General features: G+C 44.2%; 28 protein-coding genes. 22 read left to right on the top strand and 6 right to left on the bottom strand.

What is annotated here, in order from left to right; translation table 11 throughout:
* The first annotated feature begins 63 nt into the window (after nt 1-63).
* The 7 genes from lolA to EX191_RS14840 all read left to right on the top strand — a co-directional run bounded on the left by lolA (nt 64) and on the right by EX191_RS14840 (nt 5,377).
* Nucleotides 64-690 carry an outer membrane lipoprotein periplasmic chaperone LolA gene (gene lolA, locus EX191_RS14865; RefSeq protein WP_047008580.1) on the top strand — a complete coding sequence of 209 codons (627 nt, stop codon included), beginning with the start codon at nt 64-66 and terminating at the stop codon, nt 688-690.
* Nucleotides 691-2,046, top strand: coding sequence for a replication-associated recombination protein A (locus EX191_RS14860; protein ID WP_195806513.1), 1,356 nt, complete (start codon nt 691-693; stop codon nt 2,044-2,046).
* A 91-nt stretch (nt 2,047-2,137) separates the two neighbouring features.
* On the top strand, nt 2,138-3,445 hold the full coding sequence (gene serS, locus EX191_RS14855) for a serine--tRNA ligase (protein WP_006743060.1): 1,308 nt from the start codon (nt 2,138-2,140) through the stop codon (nt 3,443-3,445).
* Between the two features lie 203 nt (nt 3,446-3,648).
* A complete protein-coding gene (locus EX191_RS22945) occupies nt 3,649-4,047 on the top strand; it encodes a peptidoglycan-binding domain-containing protein (RefSeq protein ID WP_243238739.1) in 399 nt (132 codons plus the stop codon).
* Nucleotides 4,019-4,555, top strand: coding sequence for an N-acetylmuramidase family protein (locus EX191_RS22940; RefSeq protein WP_243238737.1), 537 nt, complete (start codon nt 4,019-4,021; stop codon nt 4,553-4,555). The genes EX191_RS22945 and EX191_RS22940 overlap by 29 nt, the downstream gene beginning before the upstream one ends.
* Complete coding sequence (locus tag EX191_RS14845; protein ID WP_243238735.1) at nt 4,530-4,973, top strand: hypothetical protein; 444 nt, start codon at nt 4,530-4,532, stop codon at nt 4,971-4,973. Before EX191_RS22940 ends, EX191_RS14845 begins: the two co-directional genes overlap by 26 nt.
* A 137-nt stretch (nt 4,974-5,110) precedes the next feature.
* The gene (locus tag EX191_RS14840; RefSeq protein ID WP_109168498.1) at nt 5,111-5,377 is read left to right on the top strand and encodes a DksA/TraR family C4-type zinc finger protein; all 267 of its coding nucleotides are present in this window, start codon (nt 5,111-5,113) and stop codon (nt 5,375-5,377) included.
* A gap of 69 nt (nt 5,378-5,446) precedes the next feature.
* Here the strand turns inward: EX191_RS14840 and bioA are convergent, their stop codons facing one another.
* Nucleotides 5,447-6,727: an adenosylmethionine--8-amino-7-oxononanoate transaminase gene (gene bioA / locus EX191_RS14835; protein ID WP_193447973.1), complete on the bottom strand. Its 1,281-nt coding sequence runs from the start codon at nt 6,725-6,727 to the stop codon at nt 5,447-5,449.
* Nucleotides 6,728-6,857: 130 nt separating this feature from the next.
* On the opposite strand from bioA, the gene bioB reads away from it, so the two are divergent.
* Genes bioB through bioD form a run of 4 tightly spaced genes read left to right on the top strand, consistent with a single transcriptional unit; the run spans nt 6,858 to nt 10,537 of the window.
* Complete coding sequence (gene bioB, locus EX191_RS14830) at nt 6,858-7,910, top strand: biotin synthase BioB (RefSeq protein WP_005378222.1); 1,053 nt, start codon at nt 6,858-6,860, stop codon at nt 7,908-7,910.
* Nucleotides 7,897-9,048, top strand: coding sequence for an 8-amino-7-oxononanoate synthase (bioF, locus tag EX191_RS14825; protein WP_193447972.1), 1,152 nt, complete (start codon nt 7,897-7,899; stop codon nt 9,046-9,048). The genes bioB and bioF overlap by 14 nt, the downstream gene beginning before the upstream one ends.
* A complete protein-coding gene (gene bioC / locus EX191_RS14820) occupies nt 9,048-9,854 on the top strand; it encodes a malonyl-ACP O-methyltransferase BioC (RefSeq protein WP_193447971.1) in 807 nt (268 codons plus the stop codon). The genes bioF and bioC overlap by 1 nt, the downstream gene beginning before the upstream one ends.
* Entirely contained in the window at nt 9,851-10,537 is a 687-nt protein-coding gene (bioD, locus tag EX191_RS14815; protein WP_005390831.1) for a dethiobiotin synthase, read from the top strand. The genes bioC and bioD overlap by 4 nt, the downstream gene beginning before the upstream one ends.
* 76 nt (nt 10,538-10,613) lie before the next feature.
* Here the strand turns inward: bioD and EX191_RS14810 are convergent, their stop codons facing one another.
* Entirely contained in the window at nt 10,614-10,817 is a 204-nt protein-coding gene (locus EX191_RS14810) for a hypothetical protein (protein WP_162860661.1), read from the bottom strand.
* Between the two features lie 472 nt (nt 10,818-11,289).
* On the opposite strand from EX191_RS14810, the gene htpX reads away from it, so the two are divergent.
* From htpX to EX191_RS14765, 9 genes are all read left to right on the top strand, one after another.
* On the top strand, nt 11,290-12,159 hold the full coding sequence (gene htpX / locus EX191_RS14805) for a protease HtpX (RefSeq protein WP_005390832.1): 870 nt from the start codon (nt 11,290-11,292) through the stop codon (nt 12,157-12,159).
* 224 nt (nt 12,160-12,383) lie between these two features.
* On the top strand, nt 12,384-12,803 hold the full coding sequence (locus EX191_RS14800) for a nuclear transport factor 2 family protein (RefSeq protein ID WP_005390833.1): 420 nt from the start codon (nt 12,384-12,386) through the stop codon (nt 12,801-12,803).
* On the top strand, nt 12,800-13,525 hold the full coding sequence (locus tag EX191_RS14795; RefSeq protein ID WP_046874765.1) for an SDR family oxidoreductase: 726 nt from the start codon (nt 12,800-12,802) through the stop codon (nt 13,523-13,525). Before EX191_RS14800 ends, EX191_RS14795 begins: the two co-directional genes overlap by 4 nt.
* Before the next feature lie 12 nt (nt 13,526-13,537).
* Nucleotides 13,538-14,848 carry an NAD(P)/FAD-dependent oxidoreductase gene (locus EX191_RS14790; protein WP_193447970.1) on the top strand — a complete coding sequence of 437 codons (1,311 nt, stop codon included), beginning with the start codon at nt 13,538-13,540 and terminating at the stop codon, nt 14,846-14,848.
* Nucleotide 14,849: 1 nt separating this feature from the next.
* Nucleotides 14,850-15,668, top strand: coding sequence for a DUF1365 domain-containing protein (locus tag EX191_RS14785; protein WP_193447969.1), 819 nt, complete (start codon nt 14,850-14,852; stop codon nt 15,666-15,668).
* Complete coding sequence (locus EX191_RS14780) at nt 15,662-16,918, top strand: SAM-dependent methyltransferase (protein ID WP_193447968.1); 1,257 nt, start codon at nt 15,662-15,664, stop codon at nt 16,916-16,918. Before EX191_RS14785 ends, EX191_RS14780 begins: the two co-directional genes overlap by 7 nt.
* Nucleotides 16,919-16,924: 6 nt before the next feature.
* Nucleotides 16,925-17,437 (top strand): DUF2878 domain-containing protein, encoded by a 513-nt coding sequence (locus tag EX191_RS14775; protein WP_046874769.1) that lies wholly within the window; start codon nt 16,925-16,927, stop codon nt 17,435-17,437.
* Nucleotides 17,397-17,987, top strand: a complete 591-nt coding sequence (locus tag EX191_RS14770) for a chalcone isomerase family protein (RefSeq protein WP_193447967.1) — start codon at nt 17,397-17,399, stop codon at nt 17,985-17,987. Before EX191_RS14775 ends, EX191_RS14770 begins: the two co-directional genes overlap by 41 nt.
* On the top strand, nt 17,987-18,520 hold the full coding sequence (locus EX191_RS14765; protein ID WP_394626278.1) for a DUF3833 domain-containing protein: 534 nt from the start codon (nt 17,987-17,989) through the stop codon (nt 18,518-18,520). Before EX191_RS14770 ends, EX191_RS14765 begins: the two co-directional genes overlap by 1 nt.
* Nucleotides 18,521-18,636: 116 nt before the next feature.
* On the opposite strand, the gene purB is transcribed toward EX191_RS14765, so the two are convergent.
* From purB to mnmA, 3 genes are all read right to left on the bottom strand, one after another.
* Nucleotides 18,637-20,007: an adenylosuccinate lyase gene (gene purB / locus EX191_RS14760; RefSeq protein WP_193447966.1), complete on the bottom strand. Its 1,371-nt coding sequence runs from the start codon at nt 20,005-20,007 to the stop codon at nt 18,637-18,639.
* 147 nt (nt 20,008-20,154) lie between these two features.
* Nucleotides 20,155-20,772 carry a high frequency lysogenization protein HflD gene (hflD, locus tag EX191_RS14755; protein ID WP_046874772.1) on the bottom strand — a complete coding sequence of 206 codons (618 nt, stop codon included), beginning with the start codon at nt 20,770-20,772 and terminating at the stop codon, nt 20,155-20,157.
* 10 nt (nt 20,773-20,782) lie between these two features.
* Nucleotides 20,783-21,907, bottom strand: a complete 1,125-nt coding sequence (gene mnmA, locus EX191_RS14750; RefSeq protein WP_005390857.1) for a tRNA 2-thiouridine(34) synthase MnmA — start codon at nt 21,905-21,907, stop codon at nt 20,783-20,785.
* A gap of 188 nt (nt 21,908-22,095) precedes the next feature.
* Here mnmA and EX191_RS14745 point away from each other — a divergent pair, with 188 nt between their 5' ends.
* The gene (locus tag EX191_RS14745) at nt 22,096-22,365 is read left to right on the top strand and encodes a hypothetical protein (RefSeq protein ID WP_193447965.1); all 270 of its coding nucleotides are present in this window, start codon (nt 22,096-22,098) and stop codon (nt 22,363-22,365) included.
* Between the two features lie 117 nt (nt 22,366-22,482).
* Entirely contained in the window at nt 22,483-23,787 is a 1,305-nt protein-coding gene (locus EX191_RS14740) for an inosine/guanosine kinase (protein WP_005390861.1), read from the top strand.
* A 129-nt stretch (nt 23,788-23,916) separates the two neighbouring features.
* On the opposite strand, the gene EX191_RS14735 is transcribed toward EX191_RS14740, so the two are convergent.
* A complete protein-coding gene (locus EX191_RS14735; protein ID WP_005390863.1) occupies nt 23,917-24,324 on the bottom strand; it encodes an H-NS family histone-like protein in 408 nt (135 codons plus the stop codon).
* Nucleotides 24,325-24,685 lie beyond the last annotated feature (361 nt).

The following is a 24,685-nucleotide window of genomic DNA, read 5'->3' as shown; positions in this document are numbered from 1 at the left end:
TACTCACCTAAGTCCAACAGAGGTGAGTAACTTTAGGTCTTTGACCCTCTGATAGGTATCTGAATGAAAAAACGATTTTCAGCGAAATTTTTCTCAGCGCTAGTTTTAAGCGTTTCTTTCTTCTCAGCTGCGAATGCAGCATCTCCCAAAGATGAACTCAATAAACGTCTCGCAATGAACGAAGGTTTCAGTGCCGATTTCTCCCAGCAAGTGATCAGCCCTGAAGGTGAAACGGTAATGGAAGGTGAGGGCACGGTTGAAATCGCTCGTCCAAGTTTGTTCCGTTGGAGTACGACTTTCCCTGATGAAAACCTTTTAGTATCTGACGGTAAGACGTTGTGGTATTACAGCCCATTCATTGAACAAGTAAGCATTTACTGGCAAGAGCAAGCGACCGAGCAAACACCATTTGTGCTGTTAACTCGCAATAGAGCAAGCGATTGGGATAACTATAAGATTTCTCAGAAAGGTAATGAGTTTACGCTCATTCCAACGGCAATTGACTCTACTCAAGGCCAATTCCAAATTAATATTGATACAAAAGGTGTAGTGAAAGGCTTTAACGTCATCGAACAAGATGGTCAGAAAGGGCTGTTTACTTTTAGTAATGTTAAGCTTGGTAAACCAAAGGTAGACAGATTTACATTCACAATTCCAGATGGCGTGGAAGTGGATGACCAAAGGAATTAATTGGTAGTGAGTAATTACACGTTAGATTTCTCAGGGGACGAAGATTTTCGTCCCCTTGCTGCTCGTATGAGACCACAAACTATCGAACAGTATATTGGACAGCAGCATATTTTAGGTCCGGGTAAACCCCTACGCCGAGCGCTAGAGGCGGGACACATTCACTCGATGATTTTGTGGGGACCACCAGGCACAGGCAAAACGACATTAGCGGAAGTGGCAGCAAACTATGCCAACGCCGAAGTTGAGCGTGTATCTGCGGTGACGTCTGGCGTTAAAGAGATCCGGGCTGCGATCGACAAAGCGCGTGAGAACAAAATGGCAGGTCGCCGCACTATCTTATTCGTGGATGAGGTGCATCGCTTTAACAAATCACAGCAAGATGCGTTTTTACCGCATATTGAAGACGGTACGGTTACGTTTATCGGTGCGACCACAGAGAACCCTTCGTTTGAGTTAAACAACGCATTACTCTCGCGTGCTCGCGTTTACAAGTTGACTTCTCTTGGTCAGAGCGAAATATCGCTGGCGCTTGATCAAGCGATTAACGACAAAGAGCGCGGCTTGGGGAATATACCAGCACATTTCGCCGATAACGTACTAGATCGCCTAGCAGAGCTAGTGAACGGTGATGCTCGCATGTCTCTTAACTACCTTGAACTGCTATACGATATGGCAGAAGACAACGAGCAGGGTGAAAAAGAAATCACGCTTAAGTTGCTTGCGGAAGTGGCGGGAGAAAAGGTCTCTCGCTTCGATAACAAAGGTGATATCTGGTACGACTTAATCTCTGCAGTTCACAAATCCATTCGTGGTTCAAATCCAGACGCCGCTTTGTATTGGGCTGCACGTATGATCGCTGCAGGTTGTGATCCGCTCTACATCGCTCGCCGATTACTTGCGATAGCATCGGAGGATGTTGGCAACGCGGACCCTAGAGCCATGCAAGTTGCACTCTCCGCGTGGGATTGCTTTACCCGTGTTGGTCCGGCAGAAGGTGAACGTGCGATTGCACAGGCGATCGTTTACTTAGCGTGCGCGCCAAAAAGTAATGCGGTGTACGTGGCATGGAAACAAGCGCTCACAGATGCTCATAACTTACCTGAATATGAAGTGCCGCATCACCTTCGAAATGCACCTACCAGTTTGATGAAAGACATGGGGTATGGGGCAGAGTATCGTTATGCTCACGATGAGCCGGGTGCCTATGCAGCCGGTGAGCAATATTTGCCACCAGAAATGGCAGATCGTAAGTATTATCAGCCAACAAATCGCGGTCTAGAAACCAAAATCGGCGAAAAGTTAGATTACTTGGCTAAATTAGACGCAAATAGCCAACAAAAGCGCTATGAAAAGTAGGCGTTTTTGGATACATTTGTTCAGTAAATTTTTTTAACGCGTACGCTTGGAAAGTGCGCGTGATTTCACAACAAAAAGCATAGGATTAACAATGCTGGATTCTAAATTACTTCGTACAGAGCTGGATGAAACAGCTGCTAAACTGGCGCGTCGTGGCTTTAAGCTAGACGTAGAGACTATTCGTAAACTTGAAGAACAACGTAAGTCCATTCAAGTAGAAGTAGAAAATTTACAATCCACGCGTAACTCCATCTCCAAACAAATCGGCCAAAAAATGGCGGCTGGCGACAAAGAAGGCGCAGAAGAGATCAAGAAACAAATCGGTACTCTAGGTAGCGATCTTGATGCGAAGAAAGTTGAACTTGAGCAAGTAATGGCTCAACTAGACGAATTCACGCTTTCTGTACCAAATATCCCAGCAGATGAAGTGCCAGATGGCAAAGACGAGAACGACAACGTTGAAATCTCTCGTTGGGGTGAGCCTAAGACTTACGACTTCGATTTGAAAGACCATGTTGACCTAGGTGAAATGGGTGGCGGTCTAGACTTCGCAAGCGCAGTTAAGATCACTGGCGCACGTTTCATCGTGATGAAAGGCCAATTTGCTCGTCTACACCGTGCAATCGCTCAGTTCATGCTAGATCTTCACACAGAAGAACACGGCTACACAGAAATGTACGTACCTTACCTAGTAAACTCTGACAGCCTATTCGGTACTGGCCAGCTTCCTAAGTTCGGTAAAGACCTTTTCCACACAGAGCCTCTAGCGGAAAAAGTAAACGACGAAGAGCCACGTAAACTGTCTCTAATCCCTACGGCAGAAGTACCTGTAACGAACCTAGTTCGTGACACGATTTCTGACGAAGCGGATCTACCAATCAAGATGACAGCTCACACGCCGTGTTTCCGTTCAGAAGCGGGTTCATACGGTCGTGATACTCGTGGTCTGATTCGTATGCACCAGTTCGACAAAGTTGAGCTAGTACAAATCACTAAGCCAGAAGATTCAATGAATGCGCTAGAAGAGCTAACAGGTCACGCTGAGAAAGTTCTACAACTTCTAGAGCTTCCTTACCGTAAAGTGGTTCTTTGTACAGGTGATATGGGCTTCGGCGCTCGTAAAACTTATGACCTAGAAGTTTGGGTTCCAGCTCAAGAAACTTACCGTGAAATCTCTTCATGTTCTAACATGTGGGACTTCCAAGCTCGTCGTATGCAAGCGCGTTTCCGTCGTAAAGGCGAGAAGAAACCTGAGCTTGTACACACGCTAAACGGTTCTGGTCTAGCAGTTGGTCGTACCATGGTTGCTATCCTAGAAAACAACCAAGAAGCAGATGGTCGCATTGCAATCCCTGCAGTACTTCAGAAGTACATGGGCGGCGCAACGCACATCGGTTAATTCATTAGCCACTAGAACACCAAAACCCAGCCTCAGCGCTGGGTTTTTTGTTATCTGCGTCGAGTGAAAACATACTGTTATGTAAATGCTGGATTAGGTAATGCATAGTTGACCCAAATTATTAAAACCGCTTGCTAATGACATTTTTATAAGCTTCATTGAGCATGACAAGCTCCTCCAAAATATAAAGAGGAGGTACTTTCATGGCTTCAATAAGAATAAGCGGCTCTGTTGGCTTGGGTGGTAAAAATGTGGATGCTGATATTCGTACGGTACAAAGGTCTATTAACCAATTGCTTGGTTCTTTAAAGGGAGTAAAGGAACTTAAAGTGGATGGGAAACTAGGCTCTAGACCGGAAAACTCCAAGACTGTCGCCGCAATTAAAGCTTTTCAGAAAAACCTTGTTGGGATGGCTCGTCCAGATGGAAGGATAGATGTGAATGGAAGAAGCCATCGTAAGCTAAACGAGTATTTACAACGAACACCTGGGACTGCGGTGGCATATACGTTACCCTTGGTTGGCTCAAGAGATGCGTTGACGGACTTGGATTATCGCAAAGTAGCTGAAACTCTTGGATGCGAAGTCGCTGCTATTAAATAAAGCTGTGGCGGAAGTTGAGAGCCGAGGAGACGCCTACTTTAGCAATGGTAAGCCAAAGATTTTGTTTGAGGCTCATATATTTTCGAGACTTACTTCAAGAGCCTACGATAACAGCCATCCAAGTATTTCAAGTCGGCATTGGAATCGAAGTCTGTACGTTGGTGGTATCTCAGAATACGTACGTTTAAATAAAGCGATTGAACTGAATTCAAATGCAGCAATCCGCTCCGCATCTTGGGGACGTTTCCAAATTATGGGCTTTAATTTCAAATTAGCTGGTCATGTTACCGCTGAATCCTTTGTTAAAGCTGTATTCGAGTCGGAGAAGAAACAACTTGAGGCTTTTGTTACGTTTATCCAAAAGTCTGGCTTAGGTGAGCATATAAGAGATAAAAATTGGGCTGCCTTTGCTCGTGGCTACAATGGTTCTGAGTATCAGAAAAATCAATACGACGTCAAATTAGAAAAGGCTTACAAAAAATATGCTTCGATTAAAAATGCTGCGTAACATTTCTTTGCTTGGATTTATTTTTAGTTCATCGGCTTGTGCTTCCAGCCACACTAATACTGCGCTATTTAAGTGTGATGCTTCACATCCTAACCGTCTAGAAATATCAATAGAAAACATAAACAGTCAGGTACTACTGTCGGAGTTTAACTTAGAGGGGAGCAGTATTGAAAGAACCTTAGTTATAAAGGACTTTAAATTAGACCAGTATCATCGAGCGTTGGTAGATGAGAAGTCACTGGCATTTAGTATTGGTGAGCGCGTTATATTGGTCAGTGAGTACTTTAGCGAGGAGTTTGATGAGGTAGAGAAGGTACTCAGTGTTACTTTGAGAGAGCCTGAGCAAACGCAGTATTTTGAATGCGAGGAAGGGAGTATGAGTAACCTTGCATTGCTTTTTCATGAGAGTGCCGAATAATCGATTACAGAATAATTATTACCAAAACGTAATAGTGTTTTCGAATTTACCCTAATTATCTTGTTATTTGTAATCGATATAATCATCCACCTTACCGCGGTAAGTAGATTTTCTCATTCAAGTAACGAGGAGGGCTTATGGCCGTAGGGTGGGCAAACGACGATAGCGTCAGCCAACAAATTCAAAACACAATAGACGACGAGATTTCCCGTGTTCGTGGCAGTATCACAGAGGGTGAGAGCGCCCATTACTGCGATGAGTGTGGTGATGAGATTCCGGAAGCGCGTCGTCTTGCAATGAAAGGCGTTCGTTTGTGTATCGAATGCCAGTCAACAATCGAATTGACATCTCAACGCCAAGTATTATTCAATCGACGCGCGAGTAAAGACAGTCAACTTCGATAGCTTTGCTTTTCTTGTAAATAAAGAGACGGTTTGAGTCTCATACTCAAACCGTTTTCATGTTGAATTGAACTATGAAGCGAAGCAGTCTTTGCGTTGTAACGCAGCATCAATCGCATTCACTAACTTTTCAATATCTTCCGGCTTGCTGATGAACGGCGGCATCATATAAATCAGTTTGCCAAATGGACGAATCCAAACACCGTGCTCAACAAAGAGAGCCTGGATGGTTTCCATATTCACAGGGCGATGCGTCTCCACTACGCCAATAGCACCCAACCAACGGGTGTTTTTCACCAAGTCGTATTCTTCAAGTTTTGGTAGTAACTCAGAAAACAGCGTTTCAATTTGTTGGGTTTGTTGCTTCCAATCACCTTGCTCGATCAATTCCAAACTTGCAGTAGCTACAGCACAAGCGAGTGGATTCCCCATAAAGGTTGGACCGTGCATAAAACAACCAGCATCACCACCACAAACAGTGTCTGCTACGTGTTTGCTCGCGAGGGTCGCAGAGAGGGTCATGTAGCCGCCAGTGAGTGCTTTCCCGACACACAGAATGTCTGGTTGAATATCTGTATGTTCGCAGGCAAACAATTTGCCTGTGCGTCCAAAACCGGTAGCGATCTCATCTGCAATCAATAACAAACCGTATTTGTCGCAAAGTCTACGCACGCCTTTGAGAAATTCTGGATGGTAGATACGCATGCCGCCTGCGCCTTGAACGATAGGCTCAAGGATCACCGCAGCGAGTTCTTTATGGTGCGTCTCAATCTTGTGCTCGAAGTCGGTAAGGTCTTCTGGCTTCCATTCATCCCAATAACCACAAGTTGGTGACTCCGCAAAGATATGCTCAGGCAGAAAGCCTTTGTAGAGAGAGTGCATGGAGTTATCAGGATCGGTTACCGACATGGCCGCAAAGGTGTCACCGTGATAACCGTGTCGTAAAGTAAGAAACTTCGGTCGGCGTTTACCTTTTGCATGCCAATATTGCAGTGCCATTTTTAAGCTGACTTCTACGGCAACGGAGCCTGAATCGGCAAGGAATACATGTTCAAGATTACTTGGCGCTAGGGATAGCAACTTCTTACACAAACTGATTGCTGGCTGGTGGGTAATCCCGCCAAACATCACGTGAGAGACTTGATCGATTTGCTGGTGAGCCGCTTGATTTAAGTGCGGATGGTTATAGCCGTGGATCGTCGACCACCAAGAAGACATGCCATCGACAAGCTCAGTACCGTCTTCCAGTTTAATGTGAACACCATTTGCCGATGCCACTGGGTAGCAGGTCAGAGGTGTCAATGTCGAAGTGTAAGGATGCCAGATATGCTGGCGGTCGAAGGCGAGATCCATGTGCGATTCCAATAATAATTTAGATTAAAAAATAAACAGGTGTAAACTTTGTTCTTTTGTGTTGTGTTGACAGTTTATCGAGACTCAGTAGACTGTCAACACAACAACAAAAGTGACTAAAGGAATACACGTGGAAGTTCGTCATAACTGGACGCATGCTGAAGTGCGCGATCTCATGGAAAAACCATTCATGGATCTCCTATTCGAAGCGCAGCTTGTACATCGTCAATATCAACAAACCAACCATGTTCAAGTAAGCACGCTTCTGTCGATTAAGACAGGTGCTTGTCCAGAAGATTGTAAGTACTGCCCTCAGAGTGCTCGTTACACCACAGACATCGAGAAAGAGCGTCTGATGGAAGTAGAACGCGTACTCGATGCTGCGCAAAAAGCCAAAAATGCTGGTTCTACTCGATTCTGTATGGGTGCAGCATGGAAAAACCCGAAAGAGCGTGACATGCCGCATTTGACCGACATGATCAAAGGCGTGAAGGGCATGGGTTTAGAAACGTGTATGACATTGGGCATGTTGACGCCAGATCAAGCAAAGCAATTGGCAACCGCTGGTCTGGATTACTACAACCACAACCTAGATACCTCACCTGAGTTTTACGGCAATATCATTACCACACGTACTTACCAAGACCGTTTAGACACTTTGTCTCACGTTCGTGATGCTGGCATGAAGATCTGTTCCGGTGGCATCATCGGCATGGGGGAAAGTGCTAACGACCGAGCAGGTTTGTTGGTTGAATTGGCTAACTTGCCGGTACACCCTGAAAGCGTTCCAATCAACATGCTGGTTAAGGTGAAGGGTACACCATTGGAAGAAGTGGACGACGTTGAGCCGTTCGACTTTATTCGTCTGATTGCAATAGCACGAATTATGATGCCCCAATCCGCAGTCCGTTTATCGGCTGGTCGTGAAAACATGAACGAACAAATGCAAGCGCTGTGTTTTATGGCGGGTGCAAACTCAGTCTTCTATGGTTGCAAACTTCTGACGACGCCAAACCCTTCTGAAGACAAAGACATGATGCTGTTCAATAAGCTCGGCATTAACAGCCAAGAGGTGTCTCAAAAACCTGATGAAATCGAAGAAAACGAGTTGCTGGACCGCGTTGTAGAGCGTGTGGCTGCTCGTCCAACAAAAGACGACCTTTTCTACGATGCCAGCGTTTAAATCTCGTATCGAGTCCGCCCTTGCCGATCGTAAAGCGCAGGGGCTGAATCGTTCGATGAATGTGGTGTTTTCCGGCAACCAATCGATTTTGGAATACGAAGGCAGACGCTACATCAACTTCTCAAGTAATGATTATTTAGGCTTGGCCAATGACCAAGCGCTCGTTCGTGCTTGGCAGCAAGGCTTGAGTGTATACGGCAGCGGTAGCGGCGCGTCTCCAATGGTCACAGGTTTTAGTGCCGCGCACAGCAATTTAGAAGCGGCACTAACCGAATGGCTGGGTTACGACAGAGCAATTCTGTTTGGCTCTGGATTCAGTGCCAATCAAGCTTTGTTATTCACCTTGCTAGAAAAATCAGACGTACTCATTCAAGACCGTTTGAACCATGCCTCGTTGATGGAAGCGGGGGCGTTGTCACCAGCTAAAATGAAGCGCTTCAAGCACAATGACATCGAGCACCTAAAGTCGCTGCTGAATAGCGAAGACAATCACTTCGTCGTGACTGAAGGGGTGTTCAGCATGGACGGTGACTGTGCCCCACTTGCTGATATCGCTGACGTCACCGGTAATCATTATGCATGGCTTGCTGTAGACGACGCTCATGGTATCGGTGTTCTAGGGGAATCTGGCGGTGGCTCATGTGAATTAGCGGCGGTTAAGCCTGAGATACTGATCGTTACTTTCGGCAAAGCGTTTGGTATGTCTGGCGCGGCTATTTTATGTGACCACGCAACGGGGGACTTTTTAACTCAGTTTGCTCGTCACCATGTGTATTCCACGGCGATGCCTCCGGCACAAGCCTATGCGCTCACGCATGCTGTCTCGATGGTTCAAGAGCAGTCTTGGCGACGTGAAAAGCTCACAGAGTTAAGTGAAGTGTATCGAGATAGCCTCAACGACGTTGAGGGCTTTGTTGAGACTCAAACTTCGATTAAGCCGTTTGTGATTGGTGAATCTGATTTGGCTTTGCGAGTAGCAGGTGCTTGTCGCCAAAACGGTATTTGGGTTACTGCTATTCGTCCTCCAACAGTTCCGAAAGGGACGTCTCGTCTTCGAATCACACTCACTGCTAATCACACTAACGAACAAGTTAAAACGCTTTCAATGGCATTGAAGCAAGCATTAGGAACGCAGTAATGGATAATGCAGAGCAAATGAAGTTGGATTGCTTACTGCCTAATAAACAAGCGATCGCTGCTTCCTTTAGTAAAGCAGCTAACACGTACGACAAACATGCCGCTTTCCAGCGTGATGTCGGCCATCGCTTACTAGACAAACTTCCGAATGACTTAACTCATAAACGTGTTTTGGATTTAGGATGTGGTACGGGCTATTTTTCTCAACTTCTTCAAGAGCGTGGCGCTGAAGTGTTTTGTGTGGACATCTCTCAAGAGATGTTAAGCAAAGCTATGGTGCGCTGTGGCCATGAACGAATGAATTATGTGCTAGCCGACGCAGAAAACTTGCCTTTCGACGATACAAGCTTCGACTACGTATTCTCTAGCTTGGCTTTGCAATGGTGTGCCGATTTAAGTTATCCCCTGAGAGAAGTTCGTCGTGTACTAAAAACTAATGGGAAGGCGGCTTTTTCTACCCTAGCTGAAGGGTCACTGTGCGAGTTGCGAGCATCATGGAAAAAAATTGATGCATATCAACACGTCAATAACTTTCTATCGCTCAATCAGGTAAAAATTGCGTTAGCGCAATCTCGATGTGACAACCATCAACTAGACTTGACCACCATCACAGTTTGGTACGACTCAGCATTTTCAGTTATGCGTGACCTCAAAGGTATAGGTGCAAATCACGTAAGCGGGCGCTCACATGGTTTAACCAGTCGAGAGACTTTGTTGCAAGTTGAGCATGAGTACCAAGCGTTTAAAAATGATCAAGGTCTTCTACCTGCAAGTTATCAGGTTTGTTTTGGAGTAATACATCTATGATTGATGCTTTTTTTATTGCTGGTACGGATACTGATGTAGGAAAAACGGTAGCGTCTAAAGCCATTTTGCAAGCGTTGGCAGCAAAAGGACTAAACACTATTGGTTATAAACCAGTGGCAGCAGGGAGTGATAAGACTGAAGCTGGATGGCGTAACTCTGACGCCTTACATTTACAAGCGGCCGCGACACTTGATGTCGCTTATGATGATGTGAATCCATACGCTTTAGAATTGCCTGCTTCTCCTCACATCGCGGCAAAACATGAACATGTCGAAATAAAATACGAACTCCTCAGTGAAAAGCTGGCTCAACACAAGCAGCAAGCTGATGTCGTTCTCGTTGAGGGCGCTGGTGGTTGGCGTGTGCCTGTGTCAGATACCGACTGTTTATCTACTTGGGTACAAGCAGAGCAGTTACCCGTGGTCTTGGTGGTTGGTATTAAATTAGGTTGTTTGAGCCATGCTTTACTCACGGCAGAAAGTATTAAAGCAGATGGCTTGAATCTTGTTGGTTGGGTGGCAAACCGAGTGAACCCTGGCACCGAGCACTATGCTGATATTATCGAGATGCTTGAAGCGCGTATTGGTGCGCCTAAGCTTGGCGAAATCCCATACATTCCAAGTGCTAAGCGCAAAGAGCTAGGCAAGTACATTAATGTCGAGCCTTTGCTAAATACTGACTGATTGTGTTTAAAATACTAAAAACCAAAGGGCTGCGTAATGCAGCCCTTTTTTTATTGGTGTAGTCTATAACATCAGATTACTTATCTTGGCTAAGCCCCATCAATGCTTGCTGAGTTTCTGCAACACGCTGAGACATATGATGATCGGTTGAAATACCAAGTTGTTGCTTCGCCTCATCCTCTGAGATGCCTAGATGACAACGTAGTAAATCAATAGCCATTTGATAATCGTTAGTTTCTACCATGGTTTTTCCCTCAATACATGGAAGTTTTGAGCTCACCTAATGTACCTTTTTAATGTACTTAGAGTGGCTCTGTTTTGTTCATCTCACTTGAATCTAGCATGTCCATGTCGCCGCACAATAAGACCAAAGTCTATAGCGGGGCTAACATACTGTTTTTGGTCTAGTAAAATATTTCTAGCTAAGTTGCCCAGAGGTGATTGATTTAACATCAAGGTCATCCATTGATAGATGAGGTGCGATTCAAAGTACTTTTCATTACGGAAAGGAATGAATATGAATGGAGGTAATGGCTTTTATCAGCACGTGCCTAGAAATCGCTTGAACATAATCTTTCAGTCTCGAAAACAAATGTTGCAATTTATTGCTTAACCTTGTTTTTATCGCGGATAGACTATATCTATAACGCACGGAGCATGAAACTTAGCGGAATTGGCTTTTACAGCGATTACCACCTGTTCCTTATAACAATCCGTTTTAAAAAAACGATAAGCTTCCTCGGAGAAAAGTAATGAAGCGAATTATGTTATTCCTAGCAACTAACCTAGCTGTCGTGCTAGTGCTTAGTGTTGTTCTGAATATTGTTTACGCTACCACTGGAATGCAACCTGGCAGTCTTTCTGGTTTGCTAGTTATGGCCGCCATATTTGGTTTTGGTGGTGCACTTATTTCGTTGATGATGTCAAAGGGCATGGCACTGCGCTCGGTTGGCGGTATGGTCATTGAAAGTCCGCGTAACGAAACTGAGCATTGGTTAGTCGAAACTGTGGGTCGTCAAGCTCAGCAAGCGGGTATTGGTATGCCAACGGTGGCTATTTATGACTCACCAGATATCAATGCATTCGCGACGGGAGCAAAGCGAGATGACTCTCTTGTCGCGGTTTCCACTGGCCTTTTACACAATATGACTCGTGATGAAGCAGAAGCGGTACTGGCCCACGAAGTGAGCCATATTGCAAATGGTGACATGGTCACGATGACATTGATGCAAGGCGTTGTGAACACGTTTGTTATCTTCCTATCCCGTTTTATCGCCAATATTGTGGCATCGAACGATGATGAAGAAGGTCAAGGTACAAACATGATGGTTTACTTCGGTGTATCTATGGTGCTTGAGCTAGTGTTTGGTTTCTTAGCAAGCTTTATTACCATGTGGTACAGCCGTCATCGCGAATTCCATGCCGACGCAGGTGCTGCTCACTTAGTTGGTAAAGAGAAAATGATCGCGGCATTGGAACGTTTGAAGATGAGTCACGAATCTCAACTTGATGGCACAATGATGGCATTCGGTATCAATGGCAAGCAGTCATTGACTGAGCTACTGATGAGCCACCCTCCGCTAGATAAACGTATTGCAGCGTTACGTAGTCAGCAATACTAGTTGTAAAAACTGACAGCGCACGCGAAAGTAATCGTTAATTTCCTGAAAAGGCTTGGTTTTGACCAAGCCTTTTTTTTGATCGATTGATCGCTTGCGAGATTCATCACGTATCTACCTACAGAAACAAAGTTATACAAAATTATTTTTGTACAACTTTTAAAGAATGAACTATCTTGTACATATAATAATTTTGTACAACTTGATGGGCATGTAGGAGTAAACACATGGACATACAGTCTGTTGGCAATATCTATCAAAAGCTGAATAAAGCGAACTTACATCTGCTTAAAGACGTATATCACCAAGATGTCGTCTTTGAAGATGCTGCTCATCGTTTAGAGGGGTGGCCTGCACTTTCAGATTACTTCACATCATTATATGCCAACGTCATAAGCTGTGACTTTGTTATCCACGAACATCAACAAGTCGGAGATACTGGCTTCCTAACGTGGACCATGGATCTTCAGCATCCCAAACTTCAAAAAGGTGCACCTATTCTCGTTAATGGTGTGTCGCATCTTAAGTTCAGCGAAGGCCAAGTTATTTATCACCGAGATTACTTTGATCTCGGAGAAATGCTTTACGAGAACTTACCTTTACTTGGCTCAGTCGTAAAAACCATCAAGCAGAGGTTAGGACAATGAACAATACTATCTTAATCACTGGCGCTACCTCCGGAATAGGAAAGCAATTGGCTTTAGATTACGCGAACTCTGATTGGAGCGTTATTGCTTGTGGGCGAAACAAAGACGTTCTTGCTGAATTGGGGGCTGCTTCTTCTAATATCCATACATTGCAGTTTGACGTGACAAACCATGAACAAACTCAGCAGGCGCTGTCCAGTTTGCCTTTCACGCCGAGTACCTGGGTTTTTAATGCAGGGGATTGTGAGTATATGGACAACGGTGTGGTTGACGCGAAACTCATGGCGCGTGTGATGAATGTAAACGTCGTTGGTGTTGCCAACTGCGTAGAAGGTTGCCAACCACACTTAGATAAAGGGCATCGCATCGTTATAGTGGGTTCTATTGCTTCAGAAGTCGCGTTGCCAAGGGCTGAAGCCTACGGCGCTTCTAAGGCCGCTGTGAGCTACTTTGCTCGCACATTAGCTGTTGATTTGAAGAAGAAGGGCATTCAAGTGGTGACCGTGTTCCCAGGCTTTGTGGAAACCCCGTTAACTGACAAAAATGACTTCGAAATGCCGATGATTATTTCTACGCAGCAAGCCTCGAACTCTATCAGAAAACAGTTGGCTGCCAACAAGACTCACATCTATTTCCCCGCGAGGTTTACCAGTATTTTACGTTTTATCTCGTTACTTCCATACAGTTGGCAAGCTCGCCTAACTGCTAAACTTGTGTCATAAGAAGGAATAAAAATGAAAACAGCAGGAAGAAAGAAGATAGCGATTGTGGGGACCGGAATTTCTGGCCTTACGTGTGGTTACTATCTACATAAAGAGCACGATGTCACCGTATTTGAAGCTAACGATTACATTGGCGGGCACACCGCGACGGTGGATGTAAAACTCGATGGTAAAGAATATGCGATTGATACGGGCTTTATCGTTTACAACGATCGCACTTATCCTAATTTCATCAAAATGATGAACGAGATTGGTGTCGAAGGATTGCCAACCCAGATGAGCTTCAGCGTAAGAAACGACGGCAATGGCTTGGAATATAACGGTCATACCGTGTCGACATTATTTGCTCAAAAGCGCAATTGGGTAAATCCTAAGTTCTATCGTTTTATCTTCGAGATCCTTCGTTTCAACAAACTTGCCAAAAGCGTCGCTAGCAAACAATCGAGTCATTCTCAGACGCTAGGTGAGTTTCTTGATGAGCACAACTTCAGTACTTTCTTTTCAGATAACTACATTTTGCCGATGGGCGCTGCAATTTGGTCTTCGACTTTAGCGGACATGCGCGCATTTCCGCTGATGTTTTTCCTTCGCTTTTTCTTAAATCACGGATTGCTTGATGTCACTAACAGGCCGCAATGGTATGTAATTAAAGGTGGCTCTCGTGAGTACATTCCACCTTTGACTCAAGGTTTTATCGATAAAATTCGACTCAATAGTCCGGTAGAAAAAGTGCTCCGTAGTGAGAATGGTGTGGGTTTAAAAGTTAACGGTGAAATGCACTGGTTTGATGATGTCATCTTTGCTTGTCACAGTGATCAAGCGATGAACATGTTAGGTGACATTAGCCCAGTCGAGCAAGAGGTGCTGGGTAATATGGCTTATCAAGCGAATGAAGTGGTGCTTCACACTGATACGAGTTTACTTCCAAAGCGTAAAGCGGCGTGGGCTTCGTGGAACTACCTACTGGAGGGCAGTGAAGACGAACAGCAACGCCTCCCTTCGCTTACTTACAACATGAATATTCTCCAACATGTTCAATCTGAACACACATTCTGTGTCACGCTAAATAGCACTGAGCAGATCGAACCGAGCAAAGTATTACGGACGTTTACCTATCACCATCCAGTGTTCTCCACCGACTCTATCGCTGCACAGCAACGTAAAGAAGAGGTGCAAGGGTTGAACAATACTTGGTTCTGCGGCGCTTACTGGTACAACGGTTTCCATGAGGATGGCGTTCGCAGCGCGTTGGACGTAGTGAAAGGGCTTGAAGAGAAATATCGCGTTCAAACTGCTGTCAACTTAGCAAAAGGTGCTGCGTGATATGGATAGCCAAATGAACAGCCAGTTGTTTGTTGGCAACGTTCGACATCGCAGGTTCACGCCGATAAAACATGAATTGAACTACTCATTGTTTATGCCAGCTATTGACGTCGATGAGCTAAAAAAACTAGAGGAAAAAGTTTGGGGATTTGGCTCTCGTTGGTGGCATTGGGCACGCTTTAAACGCAGTGACTATGTTGGTGAGGGCTGTTTAAAGGTGGCCGTACACGACAAAATTGAAGAGTTAACAGGTGTTCGTTGTACCGGCAAAGTCATCGCTGTTTGTCATTTGCGCTATTTAGGACTTTATTTTAGTCCGGTGAATTTCTACTACGTTTATAACAAAGAAGGGGAATGGAAATACCTCTTAGCTGAAGTCAGCAATACACCTTGGAACGAGCGTCATTACTACGCAGTCGCTGCTGAGCAAAAAGATGAAAACTTTGGATGGGAACAAGAGAAAGCCTTTCATGTTTCTCCGTTTAATCCAATTGACCAACAGTATCACTGGAAGATTAAACCACTGACGGACAAGTTAAGGATTCATCTTGAATGCCACAAAAGCGAAAAGCACTTTGATGCGACGATGACAATGAAAGCTCAAGTGTTTTCGAGCAAAAGCTTATTGAAGTGTTTGATCGTTACGCCAATACAGACGGTAAAAGTAATGGTTGGTATTTATTGGCACGCATTAAAACTTTGGGTGAAAGGCGCGCCTTTTTATTCTCATCCTAAATATTCAACACACGACGAAATAGAAGCCGACACTAAAAAAACAGACAAAAAAAATAAAAAGCACAAGGAGAATTCTGCATGTTAAATACCAGTTCTATGACATTGCCGCGCAAATTGACGACAACACAAAAGGCGGCTCGCGGAGTTATTTTTCAATGTCTGCAAAAAATGGAAATCGGCTGCTTAACTGTTATTGAAAGCTTTAAGACGGAAACGAAAGAAAGAAGCGAGCGCTTTAATGCGCCCAACGGTGAATACAGCGGTCAGCCTGTTGTGGCGACGATTGAGGTAAAGCATCCTAGCTTTTACTCGCGAATCTTGCAAGGTGGCAGCATTGCGGCGGGTGAGGCTTATATGGATGGTTGGTGGGACAGCCCGGATCTAACCTCGTTAATGAAACTTATGGCTCTCAATATGCGAGCGCTAGATAAACTTGAAGAGAAAGGAAGTTGGCTGACTAAAATACTGTACAAGTTCAGTCATTGGAGCAACCGCAATTCTCAAGAGAACTCTCGTAAAAACATTCATGCGCATTACGACTTGGGCAACAATTTGTACGAGTCATTTTTAGACGACAACATGCTGTACTCATCGGCCTTATATGTGCAAGACAACGATACATTGGAACAAGCGCAAATCAACAAAATGGATCGTTTGTGCCAGCAACTTGAGCTTCAACCATCCGATCGAGTGATTGAGATCGGTACAGGGTGGGGGGCTATGGCCATTTACATGGCAGAGCAATATGGTTGTCATGTAACGACAACGACGATTTCTGAAGAGCAGCATGCTTACGCTGAACAAAAAATTAGAGAGCGAAATTTGGGCGACAAGATCACTCTATTACAACAAGACTATCGAGACCTTTCGGGTCACTACGATAAGTTAGTCTCGATAGAAATGATCGAAGCGGTTGGAAAACAATTTTTGCCTTCCTACATCAAGCAATGCCAATCATTACTCAAGCCGGGTGGTTTAATGGCAATTCAAGCCATCACTATCGCTGACCAGCGTTATGATTACTACAGTAACAACGTTGACTTTATCCAGAAATACATCTTTCCAGGTGGGTTCTTACCTTCGGTTACATCTTTAACTCAAGCTGCGACCAAATACAGTGACTTGGTGGTGAGAGACTTATTTGATATTGGTCTGGACTATGCGAAAACCTTGAGCGAGTGGCACTCTAGATTTAATCAAGCTGAAGATCACGTACGCTCTCTCGGTTATGACGACCGCTTTGTCCGCATGTGGCGCTACTACCTTAGTTATTGTGAAGGTGGGTTTTTAGCTCGAAGTATCAGTGCCGTTCACATGACATTCCAGCGACCTTAAACCGTTATGAAGTTGCTGATTGCCTCTACATGGTTCCAGCTCTGTTGGTTCTCTGCAGTGCTTGGGACCTATCAATGGCAGTGGCTAACACTGATCTTAACATTTATTACTCTTGTCTATTGTTGGAGGACGGACGCTTCTGCCTTGAAGCACATCGCGAGTATCGTTTTGGCGGGTGTAGTGCTCGATACGCTCAATCAACAGTTTTCTGTTTTTGTCTTTCCAACACAATGGTTACCCATTTGGTTGTTGTGCCTTTGGGTTCTGTTCTCTTGGTATGCCTATCAGCTCAAGCCTGTTTTGTACCGTTTCCCAAAAATCTACGTATCAATTGTAGGTGGCGTTGGAGGAACCGTCAGTTACTACGCCGGTTACAAGCTCCAAGTCGTTGAATATGGATTTAATACCAGCGTTACGTTGGTCATTCTATTTGCTGAATGGTTTGCCATGACGCTTTTGATACTCAAGGTATACGGATATGAAAAGCTTGAAGAGAGATTTAACCCAGAGGCTGATTAAGGTAGTTGCTTCTCTAGTAGTTATGAGCTCCTTTGCTCTACAAGCTCAGCCAGTTGGAAACAGTGAAAACGCAGATAAGCTGAGTTGGAAGGGTTGGAAAACTGTCGGTGAGGCACAACTCACATGGTTCATCTTCGATATATATCAGTCTCGACTAAGCGCACCTGATGGAAAGTTTATTGTAAATGGCGATGTATCACCACACCCTCTGGCATTGGAAATTAACTATCAAAGAGACATCAGCAAGCAGCAGTTGCTTGATGTAACTGATGAGCAATGGGCAAAACTTGGTTTTACTGAATCATATCGAAAAAGTTGGATTAGTGAGCTAAACCGTATGTTTCCCGATATAAAAAAAGGGGATGAGCTTACTTACTTAACCGATGGTAAAACTGGTCAGCTTCTTTACCGACAAGCTGGCATTGCACAAATTAAGACAGTCGGCTTCGTTCAAGATGAGCGAATGAACGATGCGTTTTTGTCTATATGGTTGTCACCTAATACAGAGTTCCCGAAACTTCGAAAACAATTAATAGGACAGGTTAGATAGTGTTTAAACGAATTTTAAAATCAATCGCCTTGGTCGCTGCGGCCCTACTTTCAGCATGCTCAGCAGATATCGATAATTATCAATCTTCTACACCGACTTTTGATTTATTCGGCTATTTTGAAGGCGAAACAAAGGCGTGGGGGATGGTCCAAGATTACACTGAACAACAAACTCGTCGTTTTGAAGTCGACATTGTGGGTACTGTGGAAGGTAACACGTTGACGCTGGTGGAAGACTTTGTGTTTGATGATGGAGAAGTTGACCAGCGAATTTGGGTTATTACCAAATTAGAAGATGGACGCTATGAAGGTAAAGCAGAGGATATTATTGGTGTAGCAACAGGGGCAGAGCAAGGCAATGCGTTGCAGTGGCGGTATGACTTTGAGTTGCAAATGGATGACTCAACAGTAACGGTCGCTTTTGATGATTGGCTTTATCGTCAGGACGAGAAGCATGTTTTCAACCTCACCAAAATTAAAAAGTTTGGTATAGAGGTCGGGACAATAACCTTATTCTTCCAAAAACAGCCATAATAGTTGAGGGGTTTATCCTCTTGCATTACTACCAAATAACCGAAATTATTTCTTCCTAACTAAAAAGGTTGACGCTTTCACGTCAACCTTTTCAATTGCAGATCATCAAGGTGTGATTACAGCTTATCTGTCAGCTCAACCGCTTGACCAATGTAGTTCGCTGGCGTCATCTCTTTCAGACGTGCTTTCTCGTGTCCAGGGAGCTCAAGACCGTCGATGAAGTTGCGCATTGCTTCGCCATCTACACGCTTACCACGAGTTAGCTCTTTTAGTTTCTCGTATGGCTTCTCGATGCCGTAACGACGCATAACTGTTTGTACTGGCTCTGCTAGTACTTCCCAGTTTTTATCTAGTTCAGCAAGAAGTGCTTCACGGTTTACTTCTAGCTTGCTGATGCCTTTAAGCGTAGAAGTGTAAGCGATAATAGCGTAGCCAACACCAACACCAAGGTTACGTAGAACCGTTGAGTCAGTTAGGTCACGTTGCCAACGAGAGATAGGCAGTTTTTGTGCTAGGTGGCCGAATACTGCGTTCGCAAGACCTAGGTTACCTTCAGAGTTTTCAAAGTCGATTGGGTTAACTTTGTGCGGCATTGTTGAAGAGCCGATCTCACCAGCAATGGTTTTTTGCTTGAAGTGGCCTAATGCAATGTAACCCCAAACGTCACGATCGAAGTCAATCAGGATAGTGTTGAAACGAGCGATAGCGTCGAACAGCTCAGCGATGTAATCATGCGGCTCGATTTGTGTTGTGTAAGGGTTCCAAGTTACGCCTAGAGACTCTGTAATGAATTCTTCAGAGAACTTGTGCCAATCTAGCTCTGGGTAAGCAGAAAGGTGTGCGTTGTAGTTACCTACTGCACCGTTGATTTTCGCTAGGATCTCAACGTTTTCGATTTGCTTGAATTGACGCTCCATACGGTACGCCACGTTTGCCATTTCTTTACCCATTGTAGATGGAGAAGCAGGCTGGCCGTGTGTACGAGATAGAAGAGGAATGTCGCGGTATTCAACTGCGAGTGCTTTGATAGCGTCAATTAGGTTACGGATTTCTGGAAGAATCACTTGCTCACGTGCTTCTTTTAGCATTAACGCATGAGAGGTGTTATTGATGTCTTCAGAAGTACATGCAAAGTGGAAGAACTCATTAACAGCGTGCAGTTCAGGAACGTCTGCTACTTTCTCTTTTAAGAAGTACTCAACCGCTTTAACGTCGTGGTTAGTTGTACGCTCGATTTCTTTAATACGGCGTGCATCTTCTTCAGAGAAGTTAGCAGCAAGGTCGTCTAGGAATTGGTTAGCTTCTGCGCTGAATGCTGGCACTTCTGCAATTTCAGCAGTAGCCGCTAGCTTCTGTAGCCAACGAATTTCTACGATAGTACGGTATTTTAGTAGACCGTACTCGCTGAAAATTTCGCGTAACGCAATCGTCTTACTTCCGTAACGGCCGTCTACTGGTGAAACAGCAGTCAATGCTGACAGTTCCATGATGTTCTCCTGAATTGGGTTTCTAAATTTCGTGAGCGTTATACCAATAACTGTGGCAATTGTCACGAATATTGCGCAAACGTTTGCGCGGGATTTGTTTTATTCGAAAAAAAGTAGCTCGCGATAAACGCGAGCTAGCAGAGTATTCTACATTCTGGCTAACAGGATTTGAGCCTGTTCGACCATTTTCTTTCGGCCAAAAATTAGATGACGACGTTTACCGCCTACTTGGCGCCACAGAACAGCACTACGAATACCAGATAGCAGTAGAGCACGGACTTTGTGTTGGCTTGCCGTTTGTTGCAGTACAGAAGGCGTGCCTGTTACTTGAATGCGTGGTCCAATAGGGCTAACAACATCCAAGTAGATGCTTGCTAAATTGCTGATCATTTGATCATCTAGCAGCTCAAAATGCTCTGACTGACGTTTGGCCATTTGGATACGGTCACCAAGCTGGGACATGGCATCGTTGCGAGCGCTTAACTTACGCTCTAGCGCCATTAAGCTAATGATGTAACGAGTGATCTCACTGCCTGATGGGGTGCTATCAATCCCTTTAACCAGACACTCCAGACCGAGCTTTAGATCGGCTTCGCGACCGAATACGCCAACGGTGTTAGCAGGGTTTGTGTTCAAAATAGCGTTGATTGATGTTTCAAAAGCATCTTGATCACAATGCCCGTTTCTCGCAACTTGTTGAACCAAAGCGACAGCTTGGCAAATACCAGCGAAAGCGATAGTACGGTCATAAAGTGTATTCGCCACGTAACGACTCCTAAGCTTGAGAATATTTAATGCGTTGCTCGATGATGCCGCCACCTAGACATACGTCATCTTTATAAAACACTGCTGATTGACCAGGCGTCACTGCAATTTGTGGTTCATCAAAGATCACTTTAATGTTTTCATCATCGATCGGGATGATTGTACAAGGAATATCTTCCTGACGGTAACGAGTTTTCACTGTGCACTTCATAACATCGCGAATTGGCTCACGATCTACCCAGTGAAGTTGTGACGCAAGTAGACCTTCTGATTTTAGCATCGGGTGGTCTTTACCTTGGACTGCGATTAGCACGTTACGCTCTAGGTCTTTTTCACCGACAAACCACGGCTCTTCGTTACCACCGCCGCCTTTACGGCCACCGATGTGTAGACCTTTACGCTGACCTAGTGTGTGGTACATCAAACCTTGGTGTTGACCGATCACTTCGCCTTCTGGCGTTTCGATATTACCAGGCTGAGCAGGAAGGTAACGACCTAGAAAGTCGGTAAATTTACGCTCACCGATGAAACAAATACCTGTCGAGTCTTTCTTCTTCGCTGTTACTAAACCTTGCTCTTCCGCAATACGGCGTACTTCAGGTTTCTCTAAATCACCAACAGGGAAGAGGCTACGGCCAATTTGTTCGTGGCTTAGTGTATATAGAAAGTAGCTCTGGTCTTTGTTGCCATCTAGGCCACGCAACATCGCTGGTTTCTCACCGTTATCTGGGAAAGAGCGACGTACGTAGTGACCCATTGCAATGTAGTCAGCATCAAGCACTTCATCAGCGAATTCTAGGAATGCTTTGAACTTGATTTCTTTGTTACAAAGAATGTCAGGGTTCGGTGTACGACCCGCTTTGTATTCAGCAAGGAAGTACTCAAATACGTTATCCCAGTATTCGGCAGCAAAGTTGATGGTGTGTAGATGAATGCCTAGCTTGTCACATACTGCTTGAGCATCAGCAAGATCTTCTGCTGCTGTACAATATTCTTCGTTGTCATCTTCTTCCCAGTTCTTCATGAACAGGCCTTCTACTTGGTAGCCTTGTTGCTTGAGAAGATACGCAGAAACAGATGAATCAACGCCGCCGGACATACCGACGATGACTTTCTTTTGGCTGTTATCAGACATTACTAAACACCACTTAAATAAACGGGATGCAGATTCTATCAGAATCCACAGACCGGTGACAGATCCGAGATCGAAATCACAATTCGTTTCGCTGCATTTTTCTTCAACAGAAATTCGAACGGGCAATTTCGCAAGTATAGAAGAGGTATATATGGCATAGTTGGCAAAAATCCAAGAGGAAAGTCCAAATGACCGAAGAAAACCAGTTTATGCAAGAAGCCGAGTTGATTGAAATTGCTGAAAACCAACTTGAGGACGGCAATCCATTAAAAGTTAAAGAGACGCTAATGCGCTTAATGATGACAGGGACACCTAGAGAAGAAGCGGTTGCAATGATGGCATGTGCCATGTCGATTGAAATTTTCGATGTGATGAAAAATGAAGGTGAGTTCAACCTAAAGCGTTACTGCGAGCACCTTGAGCAACTGCCAGATCTAAGTTTTATGGAAGGTGAATAAGGAGTCTAGAAGAAAAAAGTGGCTAGCAAACGTTTGCTATAATTGCTTTTATTGCCGCTTTATTATTAGCGGTATAGAATCCGTTCTCCTTTTCATCCCCTTACTCAGACTGACAATATGAAATTTCCTGGACAACGCAAATCGAAGCACTATTTTCCTGTTCATGCTCGTGACCCGCTGGTGAGCCAAGCACAAGAAAGCAAGAAGATGACGCGCACTCACATCATTGGTATTGACCAAACTTTGGTTGATATTGAAGCTAAAGTTACAACGGATGTGATTGAAAAGTACGGTCTGAGTAAAGGTCACTCTTTGGTTATTGATGACGAAAGAGCAGAAGAGTTGTACCAGCAACTTAAAGAAGAGAACTTAATTACCAATGAGTATGCGGGTGGCACAATTGGTAACACGCTACACAACTACTCTGTGCTAGCAGATGATCGCTCTACGCTGCTTGGAGTGATGAGCCAGGATATCAAAATTGGCAGCTATGGCTACCGTTACCTTTGTAATACATCAAGCCGCATGGACTTGAACTACCTACAAGGTGTTGATGGCGCTATCGGTCGTTGTTTCGCTCTTATTACAGAAGATGGTGAACGTACTTTTGCGATCAGTGAAGGGCAAATGAACCAACTGCATCCTGATAGCATTCCAGAAAAAATCTTTAAAAATGCATCGGCGCTTGTACTAACGTCATATTTAGTACGTTGTAAAGAAGGCGACCCAATGCCTGAAGCAACAATGAAAGCGATTGAGTACGCGAAAAAGAATGATGTACCTGTTGTTCTGACTCTTGGGACGAAGTTCGTTATTCAAGATGACCCGAAATATTGGCAAGAATTCATTCGAGATAACGTTTCAGTCGTTGCGATGAATGAAGATGAAGCAGAAGCACTGACGGGTGAGTCAGACCCACTTGCTGCATCTGATAAAACACTGGAGTGGGCAGATCTAGTATTGTGCACCGCGGGGCCTGTAGGCCTATTTATGGCGGGTTATACGGAAGACAGCGCGAAGCGCGAAACTTCTTTACCATTACTTCCGGGGTCAATCGCTGAATTTAATCGCTATGAATTTAGTCGTCCGGCGAAAAAAGATACATGTGAAACACCAATAAAAGTGTACTCACATATCTCGCCATATATGGGTGGTCCAGAAAAAATCAAGAATACCAATGGTGCAGGTGATGCTGCGTTATCTGCTGTTCTTCATGATATGGCGGCAAACAAATACCATAAAGAAAATGTGCCTAATTCAAGCAAGCACAGTAACGAATATTTAACTTACTCTTCTTTTTCTCAAGTATGTAAATACGCAAACCGTGCGAGCTACGAAGTTCTCGTGCAACATTCTCCACGTTTGTCACGTGGGCTTCCTGAGCGAGAAGATAGCCTAGAAGAAGCATACTGGGAACGTTAATACACAGTAGTTTAATTAACTATTCTATAACTAAAGTAAAAGGCGCATTTTTTAATGCGCCTTTTTTTATTTGTAATGAACCAAATAAAAAAGGCTCCCATTGGGAGCCTTTTAAAAAATAGCGCGAATTTAGATCAGGAAATCATCCAGAGATTTACCTGCATCAAGTTGCTCTTGAATTGCAGAAGGTGTACGACCTTGGCCTGTCCAAGTCTTCTCATTACCGTTTGAGTCTGTGTATTTGTATTTAGCTGGACGAGGTGCACGCTTCGCTTTGCCTTTCGTCTTAGTTTCGCCAGATAGCGCAGTAATAAGCGCTTCTACGTCAATACCGTCTTGAGCAATTTTCTCTGCGATCTCTGCTAGCTTAGCTTCTTGCTCAGCTTGTGCTGCACGTTCTGCTTCTTCTGCTTCACGACGCTCTTCTACGACAGTAGTTAGTTTATCTAGAGCTTCTTCCAATTGTTCTAGAGTCAGCTCACGAGAAAATGCACGAAGGCTACGGATATTTAGAAGGGTTTTAGTCAGCTCTGACATAACGATTCCTATTAAAAGGTTAATGTGTTGGGCACTTTTTATCGTTACGATTAAATAATGCCAATCTATAAATAAACAAAGAGTCCTTATATTTAACTTTATCTTTTCCTTATGTGCAAATACTAAATCAAGATTTTGTTTAAATTTAGCTATTTTTTTAAAGCAATAAATATTATTACACTCGAAATAAATCTTATTAGATGAGAATTGAAATCAACACTCGTTATTGTATAGAGATAGAGCCAGCTTGGTTTTTATAAAAAAAGTTGAGTTATTACTTAAAAATATGACTGTCTCTTTATACACATCTCAAAAAAAAAATTTAAAGGACGTAAAGACTGCGTAGGCGGATATTGAAGAG

Source organism: Vibrio chemaguriensis (assembly GCF_012275705.1).
Lineage (GTDB): Bacteria > Pseudomonadota > Gammaproteobacteria > Enterobacterales > Vibrionaceae > Vibrio > Vibrio diabolicus.
The sequence above is the reverse complement of the archived record's forward strand: the minus strand, read 5'-3'. Positions and strand labels throughout refer to the sequence as shown.

What these genes read in the sequence shown, in the direction of transcription:
- htpX (WP_005390832.1), top strand. Translation starts at nt 11,290, where the DNA reads ATGAAGCGAATTATGTTATTCCTAGCAACTAACCTAGCTGTCGTGCTA.
- EX191_RS14785 (WP_193447969.1), top strand. Translation starts at nt 14,850, where the DNA reads ATGGATAGCCAAATGAACAGCCAGTTGTTTGTTGGCAACGTTCGACAT.
- EX191_RS14795 (WP_046874765.1), top strand. Translation starts at nt 12,800, where the DNA reads ATGAACAATACTATCTTAATCACTGGCGCTACCTCCGGAATAGGAAAG.
- lolA (WP_047008580.1), top strand. Translation starts at nt 64, where the DNA reads ATGAAAAAACGATTTTCAGCGAAATTTTTCTCAGCGCTAGTTTTAAGC.
- serS (WP_006743060.1), top strand. Translation starts at nt 2,138, where the DNA reads ATGCTGGATTCTAAATTACTTCGTACAGAGCTGGATGAAACAGCTGCT.
- EX191_RS14790 (WP_193447970.1), top strand. Translation starts at nt 13,538, where the DNA reads ATGAAAACAGCAGGAAGAAAGAAGATAGCGATTGTGGGGACCGGAATT.
- mnmA (WP_005390857.1), bottom strand. Translation starts at nt 21,907, where the DNA reads ATGTCTGATAACAGCCAAAAGAAAGTCATCGTCGGTATGTCCGGCGGC.
- bioA (WP_193447973.1), bottom strand. Translation starts at nt 6,727, where the DNA reads ATGGATCTCGCCTTCGACCGCCAGCATATCTGGCATCCTTACACTTCG.
- bioF (WP_193447972.1), top strand. Translation starts at nt 7,897, where the DNA reads ATGCCAGCGTTTAAATCTCGTATCGAGTCCGCCCTTGCCGATCGTAAA.
- bioD (WP_005390831.1), top strand. Translation starts at nt 9,851, where the DNA reads ATGATTGATGCTTTTTTTATTGCTGGTACGGATACTGATGTAGGAAAA.
- EX191_RS14745 (WP_193447965.1), top strand. Translation starts at nt 22,096, where the DNA reads ATGACCGAAGAAAACCAGTTTATGCAAGAAGCCGAGTTGATTGAAATT.
- bioC (WP_193447971.1), top strand. Translation starts at nt 9,048, where the DNA reads ATGGATAATGCAGAGCAAATGAAGTTGGATTGCTTACTGCCTAATAAA.
- EX191_RS14735 (WP_005390863.1), bottom strand. Translation starts at nt 24,324, where the DNA reads ATGTCAGAGCTGACTAAAACCCTTCTAAATATCCGTAGCCTTCGTGCA.
- EX191_RS14800 (WP_005390833.1), top strand. Translation starts at nt 12,384, where the DNA reads ATGGACATACAGTCTGTTGGCAATATCTATCAAAAGCTGAATAAAGCG.
- EX191_RS22945 (WP_243238739.1), top strand. Translation starts at nt 3,649, where the DNA reads ATGGCTTCAATAAGAATAAGCGGCTCTGTTGGCTTGGGTGGTAAAAAT.
- EX191_RS14740 (WP_005390861.1), top strand. Translation starts at nt 22,483, where the DNA reads ATGAAATTTCCTGGACAACGCAAATCGAAGCACTATTTTCCTGTTCAT.
- EX191_RS14770 (WP_193447967.1), top strand. Translation starts at nt 17,397, where the DNA reads ATGAAAAGCTTGAAGAGAGATTTAACCCAGAGGCTGATTAAGGTAGTT.
- EX191_RS14775 (WP_046874769.1), top strand. Translation starts at nt 16,925, where the DNA reads ATGAAGTTGCTGATTGCCTCTACATGGTTCCAGCTCTGTTGGTTCTCT.
- EX191_RS14840 (WP_109168498.1), top strand. Translation starts at nt 5,111, where the DNA reads ATGGCCGTAGGGTGGGCAAACGACGATAGCGTCAGCCAACAAATTCAA.
- purB (WP_193447966.1), bottom strand. Translation starts at nt 20,007, where the DNA reads ATGGAACTGTCAGCATTGACTGCTGTTTCACCAGTAGACGGCCGTTAC.
- EX191_RS14780 (WP_193447968.1), top strand. Translation starts at nt 15,662, where the DNA reads ATGTTAAATACCAGTTCTATGACATTGCCGCGCAAATTGACGACAACA.
- EX191_RS14845 (WP_243238735.1), top strand. Translation starts at nt 4,530, where the DNA reads ATGCTTCGATTAAAAATGCTGCGTAACATTTCTTTGCTTGGATTTATT.